Consider the following 16,247-nt stretch of genomic DNA (forward strand, 5'->3'; position numbering starts at 1 on the left):
ACAATTGCCGTATAATCATAAGCGATTTTCCCAGAAAATCACCTTTGCGTCCTTGCGACGTTCATCTCGGAGTTGCCTTATTCGAAAATAAAGTCAACAATGAGACTGAGGTTGCGCAGAGAATAACGATATTGCCTAATGATAACAAAATAAATTTGAAAGAATATTAACTTTCGTCAATATTTTGCGTTTTTATTTGAATGGTTAAACTTTTTTTTAGTGAGGTTGCTGATGAGTGAGAGACTAAGCTTAACTCAGAGTTTAAAAAATGGTCAGAAGTACATGGATACTTGGCCTATGAGAAAAGAGTTAACCCCCCTGTTTCCAGAGCAGCGTATTATTAAAGCGACAAAGTTTGCTGTTAAAGTGATGCCAGCGGTGGCGGCAATCAGTGTGCTGACTCAAATGGTCTTTAATAACGCGCAGGCGATGCCTCAAACTATTGTCATTGCACTGTTTGCGATTAGTTTGCCGTTACAAGGCATGTGGTGGTTAGGGAACCGCTCAAACACCAAGCTTCCGCCCGCTCTTGCTTCATGGTATCGAGAGCTGCATCAAAAAGTAACCGAGACGGGTTACGCACTAGAACCGTTAAAAGCAAAGCCCCGCTATAAAGAGTTAGCAATTATATTGAACAAAGCCTTTAGGCAACTCGACCGCAGTTCTTTTGACCGCTGGTTTTAGTGTTGGGGCGCCCTGATGCTCAAAGTAGGTAGATGCTCACATTTTCAAACGCTACCAGCTTTAAACGGACTCATGTTTTACCACATCTCAACAGCTTGCTAATGTAGCAAGCTGTTTTTTTATCATCATTCGTCAGCATGTTGCCCCAAATGTTGATCATTCTATTTCCCTTCTCTCTTTCCCATCGTTCATTCAGTTTGCGTTACGTTGTTAGAACGAGTGATCGTATAAATGCCTCCAGAATCGGTGGAGAACCACACGGCCCCTTTGCTATCTGAAGTAATGTCTCGAATCCTCTCATTTAACGTTTCGTAGTAGCGGCGCTCTTCTAGTACCTGACCTGCTTGGTTGACATCTAATAGGTTGATGTGGGTTAGTTTTAGCGCGCCAATCAACAATTTTCCTTCAAGACGAGGGAAGGTTTGGCTTGGATAAATATACAAAGAGCCCGGTGCGATAGAGGGGATATACACTTTTTTAGGTGCTGCTATTCCCTCTTTTTCTGTTGCTTCTCCTACCGTGATCGGGCCCCAGTATTCTTTGCCATGTGAGGTGATTGGCCAGCCGTAGTTTTGTCCTTTTTCTATTAGGTTTAATTCGTCTCCGCCGCGAGGACCGTGCTCAATAGCCCAAAGTTGTTGGGTTCTTGGGTGATAGGCAATACCTTGTGGATTGCGGTGCCCATAGCTGTATATCTCAGGTTGAAACTTTTTATTGGCAATGAAGGGGTTGCTGTCTGGAATGCTACCGTCGAGGTTGAGGCGAATAATCGTCCCGGCATGAGTTGTCGTGTCTTGTCCGTTTTCTCTTTCGCCGGCGTCACCAATAGTCATGAAGATAAAGTCATCTTGAATCACTAGCCGGCTACCGAAATGTCGGCCGGTCGTCACCATTACATTACTTGTGAATATATCTTGCCAGTCAGTAAGGGAATGTTGATCGAGGGTCGCTTTTGCAAGGGTTGGCGCGCCGCCGTCTCCATCCGCGCCAGGCTTAGCGTAAGTAAAAAAGTACTCGTTGGGCTTTTGTGGGCTCTTAACGATATCCATCAAGCCACCTTGTCCGCCACTATATATTGTTGGAAGTCCATTGATGGGTTTAACTTGCCCTGTATCTGAATTGAGCATCACTACACGCCCATCACGGAGTGTGATTAATAGTTGATCGTCAGACGTGGTTTCGATACCCCAAGGCACGCCAGAGAGTTGGGTTATTTTCTCGTATTGACTACTCTCAAACTCTTTACTGGATGCGGTGCTCACAGCCATGCTGATTAAACCCATCATGACCAATATGTTGGTTTTCATGTCTTCCCCCTAATTAAGTCCATGTACTGACGTTTCCTGAGTTTATCGTTTCTAATCTAGGTCTACTGTTTCTAATCTAGGCCTACTATTTTTAATCTAAGTCTACGGTGTCTAATCTAAGCCTATTGCTTCTAATATAGCTACGATTACTGATTAATCACACGTAGCGTTCACGAAGTTGCACGGGATCAGGAATTGGCGGGTGGCACAAAAAGTTACGGTTCATGCGGTAGGGATTAAGGATGCAATATTTACTGTATGGAAGTTTATACAGGGTAAGATAAATATTTTTTCGTAATTCGTTTTTACAGCACGTTTGCGAAGTTGAATGTTAATAATTTCTTTCAATTTGGTAAGGTAACTGGTAGTAATACTGTTTAAGTGCAATAGATAAATTGCATTAAAAACAGAATGTAAAACAATTATTACACCCTTTTGAGTAAGGGTTTGTCACAGCAAACACAGAAATATATTGCTGAATCAAGGAGTCAAGATGAAAGCAAGCAAACTAATTACTACGGCGCTCTTAACGGGTGTCGCGCTGTTATCCTCAGCAAGCATTATGGCTAAAACAGCGAAGGTCGCTGTATCGCAGATTGTTGAGCATCCAGCATTAGATGCAACCAGACAAGGACTGGTCGATGGCTTAAAAGCTAACGGCTATGAAGAAGGTAAAAACTTAGAGTTTGACTATAAAACGGCTCAAGGTAACCCTGCGATAGCGGTACAAATTGCCCGTCAGTTTGTCGGTGAGCGTCCAGATGTACTTGTGGGAATCGCGACACCCACCGCGCAGGCGTTAGTGTCTGCAACTCGTGATATTCCAGTCGTCTTTACTGCAGTAACGGATCCGGTTGGGGCGAAGTTGGTAAAACAGCTTGAACAGCCTGGTAAGAACGTAACGGGCCTGTCGGATTTGTCTCCTGTCGAACAACACGTAGAGCTAATTAAAGAGATTATGCCTGACGTGAAAACGATTGGTGTGGTTTACAACCCAGGCGAAGCCAACGCAGTTAGTCTGATGACGTTGCTAAAAGAGAGCACGCAAAAACACGGTATCGAGTTGGTTGAAGCAACAGCGTTAAAAAGTGCTGACGTACAAACGGCAACTCAGGCGATCGTATCTAAGTCAGACATTATCTATGCCCTAATTGATAACACTGTCGCAAGTGCCATTGAAGGTATGATTGTTTCGGCAAACCAAGCAAAGACGCCTGTATTTGGTGCCGCAACCTCTTATGTTGAACGTGGTGCCGTTGCCAGTCTGGGTTTTGATTACTATCAAATTGGTGTTCAAACAGCTGACTACGTCGCTCAAATTCTAGATGGTAAAGCACCGGGTGAATTAGACGTTAAAGTGGCGAAAGGTTCTGATTTGGTTATTAATGCGACAGCCGCGAAAAAATTAGGTCTCACTATTCCTAAAACCGTAATGGATCGTGCAACAAGCGTTAAATAAGTGATGTTCCTACCTGGACCAAGCATTCATGCTTGGTCCTTTTAATAAGCAGAAAAGGAGTTGTTATGTCTGCTTTTGCATTCTTTGGTGCTCTAGAGATTGGTCTGATTTATGGGCTTGTCGCTTTAGGCGTCTACCTTACATTTCGAGTCCTTGATTTCCCAGATTTAAGTGTCGATGGCAGTTTCCCTATGGGGGCAGCAGTTGCAGCCACCGCTATTGTATCGGGTGTGAACCCTTGGGTCGCAACAGGGTTAGCGATACTCGCAGGGGCAGCAACAGGTTGGGTGACCGCATTTTTAGCCGTTCGTTGCGGCATTTTGCACTTACTGGCGTCTATTTTGACGATGATTGCGGCGTTCTCGATCAATATCCGCATCATGGGTCGTCCGAACATCGCGCTGTTGGGCGAAGAAACCATTTTAACCCCATTCGAGATGATGGGTAATTCTATGTACATTCGACCGCTCGTGGTTGGCGTCTTGGTACTTATCTCCGCATGGTTCGTTGTTCGCTTACTAAATAGTGATTTTGGGTTGGGGCTTCGAGCCACCGGTGTCAACGCTAGAATGGTGAAAGCGCAGGGGGCAAGCACGGCATTTTATACGTATTTCTGTCTTGCTCTATCAAATGGCTTTGTGGGTTTTGCTGGCGCGTTATTTGCTCAAACCAATAGTTTTGCTGATGTGACGTCCGGTGTCGGTACTATTGTCGTTGGATTGGCGGCCGTGATTCTAGGTCAAACCCTTATCCCAGGTCGAAAAATATGGGTAGCGGTTGTGGCGGTGATCGTTGGTTCGGTGTTGTATCGACTTGCGGTGGCCTTTGCTTTAAGCAGTGGTATGTTCGGGTTACAAGCATCAGATCTTAACCTAGTCACCGCTGTATTAGTGGCAGCTGCCCTGATCGCGCCGAAGATTAAAGGAAACCTGAAAGCAAAAAAGCTCAGTAAACCTGTTGAGAATAAAGTAGTGTCAAATTCAGGTAAAGCGGGGAAAGTTTCATGATTCGATTAGAAGATATTCAAGTCACCTTTAACCCTGGGACTATCTTAGAGAACCGTGCGTTAAGAAGTGTGAATTTAGAAGTACCTGAGCATCAATTTTTGACTGTGATTGGTTCCAACGGGGCTGGTAAGTCGACGTTACTCGGTGCTGTGACCGGCGAAACACCGATGGTTGGTGGTCGCGTATTGATTGATGAGATGGACGTGACTCGACAAACGGTGGATCAGCGAGCGAACCAATGTGCTCGTGTGTTCCAAGATCCGCTTGCAGGGACGTGTGCCGATTTGACTATTGAAGAGAATATGGCGTTGGCATACATGCGTGGTAAAAAGCGCGGTTGGAGTATGTCCTTGTCTTCGAAGCGTCGTCAGCTGTTTCAAGAGCGCATTAGTATTTTGGGTTTAGGTTTGGAAGATCGTCTTGGGGATAATATTGGCCTGCTTTCAGGGGGGCAGCGACAAGCGGTTAGCCTTGTCATGGCGACGTTATCGGACAGTAAGCTTCTGCTTCTTGATGAGCATACCGCCGCACTGGATCCGAGAATGGCTGCTTTTATTATCGATCTGACCAAGAAGGTGATTAGTGAGTTCAACTTAACGGTCATGATGGTGACGCACTCAATGAAAGATGCGTTGGCGTGTGGTGATAGAACTGTGATGCTGCATCAAGGGGAAATCGTCCTTGATGTGTCGGGAGAACAGCGCGCTAACATGGGCGTTCCAGACTTGTTGGAAATGTTCTCTAAAGTACGTGGTGAAGAGCTGGCTGACGATAGCCTGCTGTTGAGTTAGTCGACTGCGAATGAGGTTGATGTGAGTCAGCCGCTGTAAGTGAGACTAAACGCTACGCCTAGTCATCTCCGCCTACTAACTGTGATCCCTCTTCAACTTGAAGGGGGATTTTTTTATCTACGGAGTTGGCTAGAATAGTGTCACCCTAAATCACTGGTAACAACAGGCCTATGAACGCTCCCTATCTCTATCATTCGCAGACTATTGACGGTGTCACTGCGCATGCTGATTGTCTGCATATTGAACTACTCACCGAAGACTTACCGTTTGAACGAGTGCTGCTAAGGCATGAGCCCGACAATGAAGAGTACCTCATTGAAATGACGTCAGGGGAGAAAAAGGGTCGCTTGCGAGTGTGGCAAGCAATATTACCTTTGAGTTTGGATAAGCCGGTCACTTATTACACCTTTAAAGCACTCCTAGGGACGTCGCAGTACTGGTTAGATGGTCGGGGGGTTCAAATGAGAATGCCTGGTAGGGAATATCATTTTAAGTACAACCGATTATCCCGCCCACCAGAGTGGGTCTCTGAACAGGTCTTTTATCAGATATTCCCGGAACGTTTTTGTAATGGTGATCCGTCCATTGGGGTTGAAGATGGTGAATATCAGTATTTAGGTAAACATCGACAATCCGTCAAGCGAGCATGGGGAGAGCCCGTTGGACAACATGGTAATACCGGCGCGGTGGAGTTTTACGGCGGTGATTTAGCAGGCGTGCAACAAAAGCTGGACTACTTGCAGGCGCTGGGTATCACAACCCTTTACCTAAACCCGATATTTACTTCTTACTCAAATCATAAATATGACACGGTCGACTATTATTCCGTGGATCCTAAATTGGGTACTAACCAGCAGTTTGCAACGCTCTCCGAGGACCTTCATCAAAGAGGGATGAAGGTCGTACTGGATGCCGTACTAAATCACACTTCAACGGAACATGCTTGGTTTGATAAATCACAAACAAGAAACGGAGCTTATGGGTCGGTAGACAGTCCGTTTCGTGATTACTATTTTTTTAACGATGACCATACTTTGGATGGTAAGAGTTCGAGTTATGTTGGTTGGAAAGGTATTGATAGTTTGCCAGTACTGAACTTCAGTAATGAGCAAGTTCGAGAAGCGATTTATCAGAGCGACGATTCGGTGATCAAACATTGGTTGAAGCCACCTTACTTGATTGATGGTTGGCGCTTTGATGTGATTCATATGCTAGGAGAAGGGGAAGGGGCCGCAAACAACGCGCACTACGTTAAGGCTTTTCGTGAGGCGATGAAGTCAGTATCACCGGACTCTTACATGCTTGGGGAGCACTTTTTTGAGGCAACGAGTTGGCTGCAAGGTGACCAAGAAGATGGTTCCATGAACTATTATGGCTTTGCTCATCCCGTGAGAGCACTGCTGGCGAGTAAAGATATTCAGTTTGATCCTATTGAGCTGGATTGCCGTGACTTTTTAGAGTGGTTACGAGAAGCAAGTGCAAAGCTGCCGTGGGCGAATCAGCTTTCTCAGCTCAATCAATTAGACAGTCATGATACCGAGCGTTTACTGACCACGTTACAAGGCGATAACGCAAAATTTAAAATTGCGGCACAACTGCTGATGACTTACGTGGGCACACCTTGTTTATATTATGGGACTGAAGTTGGGTTAGAAGGGGGCCATGATCCCGACAATAGACGTTGTTTCCCTTGGGATCGAGTGGAAAACAATCAGTGGCTTGACTACTTTACCGAGTTGATTGCCGCAAGACGCCAGCTTACCGCGTTACAAAAAGGCAGTTTTGTCCCGCTATGGGTAGACGCAGACTGTTTGGTTTATGCCCGCGAATTTGAGGGTGACGTTGTGGTCAGTGGTTTTAACCTGTCTGACACGTCGAAAACAGTATCGCTACCACTTTGGAAAGTTGCCGCTAACTGCAAAGGGTTACGGTGCTGGTGGACCAAAACGGCCTACGATATTGTGGGTGATACCCTTAACCTAGAGATTAAGGGTAAAGACACTTTACTTTTGTTTAACTGATAATAACAAAGGAAAGCTATCGCGATGAATGAACGATAATCGCCCCTTAACTGACGTGAAGGGCGTCGCGATAGCGTTTGATATCGGCAACAATAGGTGCGGCTGTTTTGTGAATTCGAATCTCGCGGAATAATTCCATAGCTTCTGGGTATTGGTTACGTAAGTAAGCAAACCACTGTTTCACGCGATTTGGGTAGTACATACCTTTGTCGCCTTTCATTTCATAGGTCGAATATTGGATCAGTAGCTCCACGACCTCATGCCATGGCATTGGCTCATGGTTGTGTTTGACGACATTACCCAGGTTAGGGACGTTAAACGCGCCACGACAAACCATCAATGAATCGACACCCGTAGTGGCGATACAACGTTGTCCATCTTCGTAGTTCCAGATTTCACCATTCGCAATTAATGGAATCGACACGCGTTGACGAATCTTATTAATGTAATCCCACTTAATTTCGCTGGCTTTGTATCCGCCAGCTTTAGTACGTGCATGAACCGCAAGTTCAGCAGCGCCGGCTTGTTCTACCGCATCAACAATTTCAAAGCAATCATCGGGGTTTTCCCAGCCTAAGCGGATCTTTGCTGTTACAGGTATAGATGGGTCAACCGCATCACGACAGGACTTAATGACTTGGTAAATCTGTTCAGGGTGTTGGAGCATTGCTGCGCCACCGTTACTTTTGTTTACCAGCTTGGCAGGGCAGCCAAAATTGAGGTCAACACCCTTAGCACCAAGTTCTGCAGCGATAACGGCGTTTTCAGCCATCCACTGCGCGTGTTGGCCCAGCAATTGGATATGAATTGGAGTTCCTGATTTCGTTTCCGAGCCTTGCGTAAGCTCAGGGCAAATGCGGTGAAATACATGGTCTGGTAAACGCTGATCAACCACGCGGACAAATTCGGTGACACAAAGATCGTAGTCGTTAATCTCAGTCAAAATTTCTCGCATTAAATGGTCTAACACACCTTCCATTGGACCTAAAACAACACGCATAGGGATACTCTCATTAATCAGGAGCGGGGATTCTATCTGGAAAGCGATCAAGAATCGACCATTGATGTATTGCTACATGCGAAATATACTTGCGGCAAACTTAAACGTAGAAATCCAGATTATGAATCTCATTCAGTTACCAAGCGAATGGCAAGGCGAGTCAGTAGACTATTTAGAAGGGGCAATTCTTGCCGCAAACTTCACCGTTTCACCACTAGCGCCTTCAGAGTGGCTGGCCACAGTTATTGCTGACTATGATCAGCAACAAGAAGAGTGGGTGGTCGCGCATTTGAACGCCCAGTATGCGTATCTAAAAGCAAACCAGTATGCAGTGCTACCAGACTTGGGTGATGATCGCGAGCGCTTAGCTGATTTTGCTGAAGGCTTTATGGCGGTGTGGCAACATATTGAACCAGCATGGCTGGAAAAGTCACCAAGTGATGGCACGATACGAATGCTACAAGCTTGGTTAACCACGCTCATGTTAGCGATTGATGAAACCCAAACGCATGCTGAAATGACGCAGGCGGGTTATGAAACGTTACCGCAGCTTAATGATTTAACGCCTCAGCTTGACCAGATGATTAATGAAATTGCGCTGGCGGCGGATGAAATGATGATTGGTCATCAATCTCAATCGGTGAATCCATTTAAAGACATTGGTCGTAATGACACATGCCCATGTGGTAGTGGCAAAAAATACAAAAAATGCTGTGGTAAGTAGCCTCAGTATGAGTTCTCGAGCACGATAACGGATAAACAACACGAATCAAAAAGCCCCCAGTCGTTCATTGCGACTGGGGGCTTTTGTTCGTTTGCTGTCTTACATAATGTATTCGGCGGCTATTGAAAACCACGAGCGCATGAACGGGATTGCTTTGCACTTTGAGCAAGCACAATAATAGCCAGTGCAACGAGGTTACCTGCAAAAATAATGACTAACCATTGCGGCATTGAAAGCGTTAAAAACTGCCACACAACTTTTGAGCAATCGCCATAAGCTTCGAACATCCACGGGGCCCACTCGTTAAGCGGTGCCCAATCTGGAAAGGTGACAAAGAGATCGCAAGTTTTAAATGGCGAAGGGTTAAATTGATAGTCCACGTGTTCAAGTGACAATGTTAGCCCTTTAACCGCCGCCGCTCCCCACGCAAGCAGTCCTGCCCAGCGGAATACTGCATTGTTAGGGTTGATAAGACCAATACTCGCCGCGGCTAAGATGCCAAACATAGCGACGCGTTCATAAATGCACATCACGCACGGACCTAACATTAATACATGCTGGAAGAACAACGCACATAGTTCAAAAATTAATGTGCATGTAAACAGTAGTGCCCATGATAGGCGTGTCTTGGAAAATGCTTTGATGTTGGAGAGAATCGTCACGGAGTCGTCCTTGAAATAAAAAAAGCTCTGAATACTCAGAGCTTTTTAACGTGGATTAGTTTCACAAGCAACTAAAAATTAATGCCCAGATGAGACTGCAGCCTCAATAACCTTACTTGAACTCTCTACAATCCAGCCAGCGTCATAAAACCACGCCGTCATAGGTTCGAGTAAATACACAATGCCAAACATACCAACGAGTGCTAGAACGACAGTGTAAGGCAATGCCATGATCACCATTTTGCCATATGACAAGCGGATAAGCGGAGCGAGCGCCGAGGTTAATAGGAACAAGAATGCCGCTTGGCCATTTGGCGTTGCAACGGAAGGTAAGTTGGTGCCTGTGTTGATGGCAACGGCCAGTAAGTCGAACTGGTCACGAGTAATCAGACCGTCGTTCAGAGCGGCTTTTACTTCGTTGATGTACACGGTTCCTACAAATACGTTGTCCGAAACCATCGATAGTATGCCGTTAGCGACGTAGAACAGCGCCAATTGTGTGCCTTTGTCTTCTACGTGGAGTACCGCATCGATGATTGGCTTGAATAGGCCTTGGTCAATAATAACAGCAACAATAGAGAAGAATACCGCAAGCAGCGCCGTAAACGGTAAGGCTTCTTCAAAGGCTTTACCCATTGAGTGCTCTTCAATAACACCGGTAAACGCAGTCGCAAGGATAATAACAGATAGACCGATAAGACCTACAGCAGCAAGGTGCATGGCCAGTGCGACAATCAACCAAACGGCGATGGCACCCTGAATCCATAGTTTTGCAACGTCTTGTTTGGTTCTTGATTTACGTTCTTCACGATCAAAATCAACAAGTATTTGACGAACATTATCAGGCAATTGGGCGCCGTATCCAAAGACTTTGAATTTTTCGACCAGCGCACAAGTGACTAAACCAAGTACAAAGACCGGAGCCGTTACAGGTAGCATACGAATAATGAATTCACCAAATAACCAGCCGGCTTGATCAGCAATAATCAAGTTTTGTGGTTCGCCTACCATTGTCATTACGCCGCCTAGCGCCGTACCAACACCAGCGTGCATGAGTAGGGAGCGTAAGAAGGCACGATAATCTTCTAGGTCATCACGAGTGAGTTCTGATAGTTCATCATCATAAGTATGATCATGAGAAGAGCCAGAGCCTTTTCCAGACGCGACCTTGTGATAAATGGAATAGAACCCAATCGCGACACTGATAACAACCGCAATTACGGTTAAGGCATCAAGGAACGCTGACAGGAAAGCGGCGGTAAAACAAAACGCCAAAGAAAGAATCGTCTTAGACTGAATGCCCAGTAAGATTTTGGTAAACATAAACAACAACAGTTGTTTCATGAAATAGATACCTGCCACCATAAATACAAGGAGTAGCAGGACTTCGATGTTGTTTACTATTTCATGTTTTACCATTGCGGGACTGGTCATCCCTATCGCAACAGCCTCAATTGCGAGTAATCCACCAGGTTGCAAGGGGTAGCACTTTAGCGCCATCGCGAGGGTGAAGATAAACTCAACAACAAGTAGCCAACCAGCTACAAACGGATCAATCAGGAAAAACACGATAGGGTTGATAATTAGGAAAGCAATGATCGCTAATTTATACCAATCCGGAGCTTTACCAAGGAAGTTCTTGATGAAAGCCTTTCCTATAGACATCGGCATAGTAATACTCTTATGTAGTTATTAATCGAAAATTACAAGAAGGCGTTAGAGTGTTTGAGAGGAGGTTCCAAACAAAATTAAACTACAAAAACTTAGAAAACAAACGTCGCGTTTCACGTGGGCGAAAGCCTTTGTTCATTTGCCAAGTCTCTCAGTTTTTAAGCGCTCCTTGCTTCGACCGCAACTCTACTCTTTGATTGGATATAGTCAACAAAAAGTTACAATTTTAGGGGTTGATTATTCTAGTTATTTCCAAAAACGCGATCCATGCAAAATAAGTAAAACATGGTTCTATGGTGCCCTAACACGGCCTGCGTGATGCCAGCGATTGTAAGAAACAGGGCTCAACGATAGTAGTTGAAACGAATGGCTTAAAAAAGAAAGTTATTCTTGGGTTTAATCGTGTTTATTTCGGGTAAAACGTAATAATAACCTAACCAGATAGGAGTGTTACGCCGTATGCTTTCTGGCTCATGAGTATGTAATAGAATGATTAACAGTAATGACTCAATGATATTTACGAGCAATAAATGTCAACGGCAGAACAAATGTCAATATAGAGTTAATACTCTACTTTTAATGTTGCAGATATAAGTCGAGTAGGTTTACCAATTTCTTGAAGTAGTGGTATGATGAGTTCTATAGTCAAATGAATAAATAATTGGATAAACCCCATAATGGTGATTAAGGCGAAGAGCCCGGCAGGGTTCGCTGAGAAATATATTATCGAAAGTATCTGGAATGGCCGCTTTCCCCCTGGTTCAATTTTGCCGGCTGAGCGTGAATTATCAGAACTAATTGGGGTGACAAGGACAACCTTGCGCGAAGTGCTACAGCGGCTTGCGCGCGATGGATGGTTAACGATTCAACATGGTAAACCAACCAAAGTTAACCAATTTATGGAGACATCAGGTCTACATATTCTTGATACGTTGATGACATTAGATGCTGATAACGCAACCTCGATCGTCGAGGATTTATTGGCAGCGCGCACGAATATTAGTCCAATATTTATGCGTTACGCATTTAAAGCCAATAAAGAGAATTCAGCAAGAACCATTGAAGGCATTATTGAATCTTGCGAAAGCTTACTAAATGCTGAATCTTGGGATGAATTCGTAGAAACGTCACCATATGAAGATAAAATTCGTCAGCATGTGAAAGATGAAACTGAAAAAGATGAACAGAAGCGTCAGATTGCCTTGATTGCACGTACGTTTAATTTTTACGACTATATGCTGTTTCAGCGTTTAGCGTTCCATTCAGGCAACCAAATTTATGGGCTTATCTTCAACGGTTTGAAAAAGCTGTATGATCGTGTGGGGACGTACTATTTCTCTAGCCCAGAAGCGAGAATGCTAGCACTTAACTTTTATAAAGACTTACTTGTGATATGTGAATCGGGTGATCGTGATAGGCTTCCAGCTGTTATTCGTCAGTATGGCTTGGCAAGTGGCCAAGTATGGAATCAGATGAAAACGACACTTCCGACCAGCTTTACTGAAGATGACAGTTAGTTTTTAGTCAGCGTGAGTGATTTTTACGTGATGTAATACTGAAAAAAACCGCCAATCGGCGGTTTTTTTGTTATGACGAAGTCGCGCGTCAGATAAAGACGAGCTTAGATAAAGACGAGCTTAGATAACGACGAGCTTAGATAACGGCGAGTTTAGGTAAAGGTTGATAGAGCGTTTCTGCAAGTTCGCCAATGAGCTCATCATAGATGTTCAAAATGGAATCAGAGACTGCCGAGCTAAGTTGATACATGTTTTCTTTGTCTATGATCTCCATAGAACTTGCGAGTACGGCATCAAGATCCTGCATCGCAGCACTGTATATAGGTAAAGGTGCCAGACTATGCGAATGAGCAACACTGAGTCGGTGCAGCTTTTTATGCATTAACTGGCAATAGTGTAGTAGTTGTTGTCTGCCCAGTGTCGTGTCCGACTTTTGAATACACATTCGTAGTTGTGTGAGGCAGTCTAGGCAGTCTATTACGCCATGCCATCTCGCGCTGTAGTCCTTCTCAAGTTCCTCTTTCTCAAGATCGATGAGCCATGCCACCATGAGATCATCAATGAGTAACAATAGATGACGAACCATTTTTCCGTGTACGACTTGGTTTTTATTTACACTAGAGTGCTTCCACGAGCGCATCATTAATGCAAGATTGTTGTGAAGCACACGGTACATAGGTTTGTTATTAATGTGAGAGAGCTGAACCAGTGCCAGGCAATGTACTTCGATGGCCTGCTCCACTTTTCGTAGCTGTTTGATTTTTTTCTGATCAAACGCCAGTGAATAATGACTTCCAGAACGGTGTCTTTGTACGAGGTTAACCAGATCTCTTAAGTGAACAATGAGTTGGTATCGTCGTTCCAACTTGTGATTATGTCGGTATGAGTAACGGTAGATTATCGCAATTATACAAAGTGAAATTAGAGTAGAAATTAAGACAAACATAACGATCTCCTGATAGTCGATATTCCGCTTAGTTTGATCACTGCAATCACAATGCCAAAAATAATAGTGAGAAAAATCAGTGGTTTGATTGTAATTTATTACAGGAGGGTAGGGGTTTTTGTATGTTCGTGGTGCAGTTGCACTAAAAATGTGGACTCTGTCGCATAAAAAAAGCCAACTCGAAAGTTGGCTTTTTTCTACTTGTATTGAACGAGGTTTACATGACGCGCATACCAGGTTGCGCACCTTCGTGCGGCTCTAAAATCCATAGGTCACTGCCACCAGGGCCAGCGGCTAGAATCATGCCTTCAGACATGCCAAACTTCATTTTACGAGGTTTTAGGTTCGCGACCATAACGGTTAGCTTACCTTCCAACTCTTCAGGTTTATATGCCGACTTAATACCCGAGAACACCTGACGAGTTTCGCCGCCAATATCCAGTTGGAATTTAAGCAGCTTGTTTGCTTTTGGCACTTCTTCGCAAGAGATGATACGTGCAATTCGCATGTCGACTTTGGCAAAGTCATCGAATTCAATCTCTTCAGCGATTGGCTCTTTATCAAGTTCAGTTTGGCTGGCTTTTTCTTTTTCAGCTTCCGCTTTTTCCTTTGCTGCCATTTCAATCGCCGCATCTTCTTTCGATGCTTCTACCATTGCTTCAACCTTTTTCGGGTCGATACGGTTGAATAGAGCTTTGAACTTAGTAATGTCATGAGCAGTCAACGGAGTTTCAATGTTCTCCCACGTTAACTCTTCATTCAAGAACGCTTCAGTTCGAGAAGCAAGTTCTGGCATTACTGGCTTCAAGTAGGCCATCAGTACGCGGAATAGGTTGATACCAACAGAGCAAATATCTTGTAGCTCTTGGTCTTTACCTTCTTCTTTAGCCACAACCCATGGGGCTTTTTCATCAACGTATTGATTGGCTTTATCCGCAAGTGCAGTAATTTCACGAATCGCGCGACCAAATTCACGAGACTCGTAGAACGCGCCGATACGCTCAGCTGCTGCTACGAATTCGCGATAAAGCTCTGGTTCGGCAAAATTGTCAGATAGTTTGCCGTCAAAACGCTTGGTGATAAAGCCAGCGTTGCGTGATGCTAGGTTAACAATCTTGTTAACGACGTCAGCGTTAACTCGCTGAGTAAAGTCTTCAAGGTTAAGGTCCAAGTCATCAATACGGCTGTTTAGTTTAGCCGCGTAGTAGTAACGCAAGCACTCAGGGTCTAAATGGTTAAGGTAAGTGCTCGCCTTAACAAAGGTGCCTTTTGACTTAGACATCTTCGCGCCGTTCACCGTGACATAACCGTGAACAAAGACATTGTTTGGCTTACGGAACCCAGAGCCTTCAAGCATCGCAGGCCAAAACAGGCTGTGGAAATAAACAATATCTTTACCGATGAAGTGATAAAGCTCGGTGCTGCTGTCTTTCTTCCAATACTCATCGAAGTCTAGATCGTCACGCTTGTCACATAGGTTCTTAAATGATCCCATGTAACCGATAGGTGCATCGAGCCAAACATAAAAGAATTTATCTTTTTCACCTGGGATTTCAAAGCCAAAGTAAGGTGCATCACGGGAGATGTCCCATTGTTGCAAACCAGACTCAAACCATTCCTGCATTTTATTTGCAGTTTCGTTTTGTAGTGAGCCAGAGCGTGTCCATTCTTTCAGCATGCTTTCGAATTGAGGCAGGTCAAAGAAGAAGTGCTCAGAGTCCTTCATTACTGGTGTCGCGCCAGATACGGCTGATTTCGGGTTAATCAACTCGGTTGGACTGTAGGTTTCACCACAGTTGTCGCAGTTGTCACCGTATTGGTCTTCAGACTTACACTTAGGGCATGTACCCTTAACAAAACGGTCCGGCAGGAACATTTCTTTTTCAGGATCGAATAACTGAGAAATCGTACGGCTAGAAATAAATCCGTTTTTCTTAAGCTCTAGATAGATATGAGAAGCAAGCTCTCGGTTCTCATCACTGTGGGTGCTGTGATAGTTATCAAAGCTAATATCAAAGCCAGCGAAATCTTTTTGGTGCTCTTCGCTAACTGCAGCGATCATTTCTTCTGGCGAGATCCCCATCTGCTGAGCTTTCAGCATGATTGGTGTGCCGTGAGCGTCATCAGCACAAATGAAGTTAACTACGTTACCACGAAGGCGCTGATAGCGTACCCAGATGTCCGCTTGAATATGTTCAAGCATGTGACCTAGGTGGATTGAGCCATTAGCGTACGGTAGCGCGCAGGTTACCAACAGTTTCCTTGCGGAAGGATTTCTCGGATCGGTTGCCATACTTAATTATCGCTTTCTTATTCAGTGTAAAATATTGGCTAATACTACATGATGCTTGTCGGGACTCCAAGGTATCCAGAGTCAATCCCCATAACTTTTTTGGGGTTCTGGTTCTGGCAACTCAGTGCTAGTCTTAGAGTAATAGCAAATACAAGGAATCCCCTA

General features: G+C 44.6%; 13 protein-coding genes. 7 read left to right on the forward strand and 6 right to left on the reverse strand.

Annotation, left to right across the window (positions count from 1 at the left end; translation table 11 throughout):
* Positions 1-231: 231 nt before the first annotated feature.
* A complete protein-coding gene (gene yfbV, locus M9196_RS07440; RefSeq protein WP_250616904.1) occupies positions 232-684 on the forward strand; it encodes a terminus macrodomain insulation protein YfbV in 453 nt (150 codons plus the stop codon).
* A gap of 188 nt (positions 685-872) precedes the next feature.
* Here the strand turns inward: yfbV and M9196_RS07445 are convergent, their stop codons facing one another.
* Entirely contained in the window at positions 873-1,991 is a 1,119-nt protein-coding gene (locus M9196_RS07445) for a PQQ-dependent sugar dehydrogenase (protein ID WP_250616905.1), read from the reverse strand.
* A gap of 493 nt (positions 1,992-2,484) precedes the next feature.
* Here M9196_RS07445 and M9196_RS07450 point away from each other — a divergent pair, with 493 nt between their 5' ends.
* The 4 genes from M9196_RS07450 (at position 2,485) to malZ (ending at position 7,269) form a co-directional block, all read left to right on the forward strand.
* Positions 2,485-3,450, forward strand: coding sequence for an ABC transporter substrate-binding protein (locus M9196_RS07450; protein WP_250616906.1), 966 nt, complete (start codon positions 2,485-2,487; stop codon positions 3,448-3,450).
* 65 nt (positions 3,451-3,515) lie between these two features.
* Positions 3,516-4,457 carry an ABC transporter permease gene (locus M9196_RS07455; RefSeq protein WP_250616907.1) on the forward strand — a complete coding sequence of 314 codons (942 nt, stop codon included), beginning with the start codon at positions 3,516-3,518 and terminating at the stop codon, positions 4,455-4,457.
* On the forward strand, positions 4,454-5,248 hold the full coding sequence (locus M9196_RS07460; RefSeq protein WP_250616908.1) for an ABC transporter ATP-binding protein: 795 nt from the start codon (positions 4,454-4,456) through the stop codon (positions 5,246-5,248). Before M9196_RS07455 ends, M9196_RS07460 begins: the two co-directional genes overlap by 4 nt.
* Before the next feature lie 170 nt (positions 5,249-5,418).
* On the forward strand, positions 5,419-7,269 hold the full coding sequence (gene malZ / locus M9196_RS07465) for a maltodextrin glucosidase (protein ID WP_250616909.1): 1,851 nt from the start codon (positions 5,419-5,421) through the stop codon (positions 7,267-7,269).
* A gap of 46 nt (positions 7,270-7,315) precedes the next feature.
* Here malZ and dusC read toward each other — a convergent pair whose 3' ends face one another.
* Positions 7,316-8,269, reverse strand: coding sequence for a tRNA dihydrouridine(16) synthase DusC (gene dusC / locus M9196_RS07470; RefSeq protein ID WP_250616910.1), 954 nt, complete (start codon positions 8,267-8,269; stop codon positions 7,316-7,318).
* A gap of 76 nt (positions 8,270-8,345) precedes the next feature.
* On the opposite strand from dusC, the gene M9196_RS07475 reads away from it, so the two are divergent.
* Positions 8,346-8,993 (forward strand): SEC-C metal-binding domain-containing protein, encoded by a 648-nt coding sequence (locus tag M9196_RS07475; protein ID WP_406707636.1) that lies wholly within the window; start codon positions 8,346-8,348, stop codon positions 8,991-8,993.
* Between the two features lie 119 nt (positions 8,994-9,112).
* Here M9196_RS07475 and dsbB read toward each other — a convergent pair whose 3' ends face one another.
* Together dsbB and nhaB are read right to left on the reverse strand one after the other, a co-directional pair.
* Positions 9,113-9,655 (reverse strand): disulfide bond formation protein DsbB, encoded by a 543-nt coding sequence (gene dsbB / locus M9196_RS07480; RefSeq protein ID WP_250616911.1) that lies wholly within the window; start codon positions 9,653-9,655, stop codon positions 9,113-9,115.
* Positions 9,656-9,733: 78 nt separating this feature from the next.
* On the reverse strand, positions 9,734-11,326 hold the full coding sequence (nhaB, locus tag M9196_RS07485; RefSeq protein ID WP_250616912.1) for a Na(+)/H(+) antiporter NhaB: 1,593 nt from the start codon (positions 11,324-11,326) through the stop codon (positions 9,734-9,736).
* 677 nt (positions 11,327-12,003) lie between these two features.
* On the opposite strand from nhaB, the gene fadR reads away from it, so the two are divergent.
* The gene (gene fadR / locus M9196_RS07490; protein ID WP_250616913.1) at positions 12,004-12,843 is read left to right on the forward strand and encodes a fatty acid metabolism transcriptional regulator FadR; all 840 of its coding nucleotides are present in this window, start codon (positions 12,004-12,006) and stop codon (positions 12,841-12,843) included.
* A 136-nt stretch (positions 12,844-12,979) separates the two neighbouring features.
* On the opposite strand, the gene M9196_RS07495 is transcribed toward fadR, so the two are convergent.
* Positions 12,980-13,789, reverse strand: coding sequence for a hypothetical protein (locus M9196_RS07495; RefSeq protein WP_250616914.1), 810 nt, complete (start codon positions 13,787-13,789; stop codon positions 12,980-12,982).
* A gap of 217 nt (positions 13,790-14,006) precedes the next feature.
* A complete protein-coding gene (metG, locus tag M9196_RS07500) occupies positions 14,007-16,082 on the reverse strand; it encodes a methionine--tRNA ligase (protein ID WP_250616915.1) in 2,076 nt (691 codons plus the stop codon).
* Positions 16,083-16,247: the final 165 nt, after the last annotated feature.

Origin of the sequence: Vibrio methylphosphonaticus (assembly GCF_023634655.1) — a bacterium.
In the GTDB taxonomy this organism is placed as follows: Bacteria; Pseudomonadota; Gammaproteobacteria; order Enterobacterales; family Vibrionaceae; genus Vibrio; species Vibrio methylphosphonaticus.

What these genes read in the sequence shown, in the direction of transcription:
- yfbV (WP_250616904.1), top strand. Translation starts at nt 232, where the DNA reads ATGAGTGAGAGACTAAGCTTAACTCAGAGTTTAAAAAATGGTCAGAAG.
- M9196_RS07445 (WP_250616905.1), bottom strand. Translation starts at nt 1,991, where the DNA reads ATGAAAACCAACATATTGGTCATGATGGGTTTAATCAGCATGGCTGTG.
- M9196_RS07450 (WP_250616906.1), top strand. Translation starts at nt 2,485, where the DNA reads ATGAAAGCAAGCAAACTAATTACTACGGCGCTCTTAACGGGTGTCGCG.
- M9196_RS07455 (WP_250616907.1), top strand. Translation starts at nt 3,516, where the DNA reads ATGTCTGCTTTTGCATTCTTTGGTGCTCTAGAGATTGGTCTGATTTAT.
- M9196_RS07460 (WP_250616908.1), top strand. Translation starts at nt 4,454, where the DNA reads ATGATTCGATTAGAAGATATTCAAGTCACCTTTAACCCTGGGACTATC.
- malZ (WP_250616909.1), top strand. Translation starts at nt 5,419, where the DNA reads ATGAACGCTCCCTATCTCTATCATTCGCAGACTATTGACGGTGTCACT.
- dusC (WP_250616910.1), bottom strand. Translation starts at nt 8,269, where the DNA reads ATGCGTGTTGTTTTAGGTCCAATGGAAGGTGTGTTAGACCATTTAATG.
- M9196_RS07475 (WP_406707636.1), top strand. Translation starts at nt 8,346, where the DNA reads ATGCGAAATATACTTGCGGCAAACTTAAACGTAGAAATCCAGATTATG.
- nhaB (WP_250616912.1), bottom strand. Translation starts at nt 11,326, where the DNA reads ATGCCGATGTCTATAGGAAAGGCTTTCATCAAGAACTTCCTTGGTAAA.
- fadR (WP_250616913.1), top strand. Translation starts at nt 12,004, where the DNA reads ATGGTGATTAAGGCGAAGAGCCCGGCAGGGTTCGCTGAGAAATATATT.
- M9196_RS07495 (WP_250616914.1), bottom strand. Translation starts at nt 13,789, where the DNA reads ATGTTTGTCTTAATTTCTACTCTAATTTCACTTTGTATAATTGCGATA.
- metG (WP_250616915.1), bottom strand. Translation starts at nt 16,082, where the DNA reads ATGGCAACCGATCCGAGAAATCCTTCCGCAAGGAAACTGTTGGTAACC.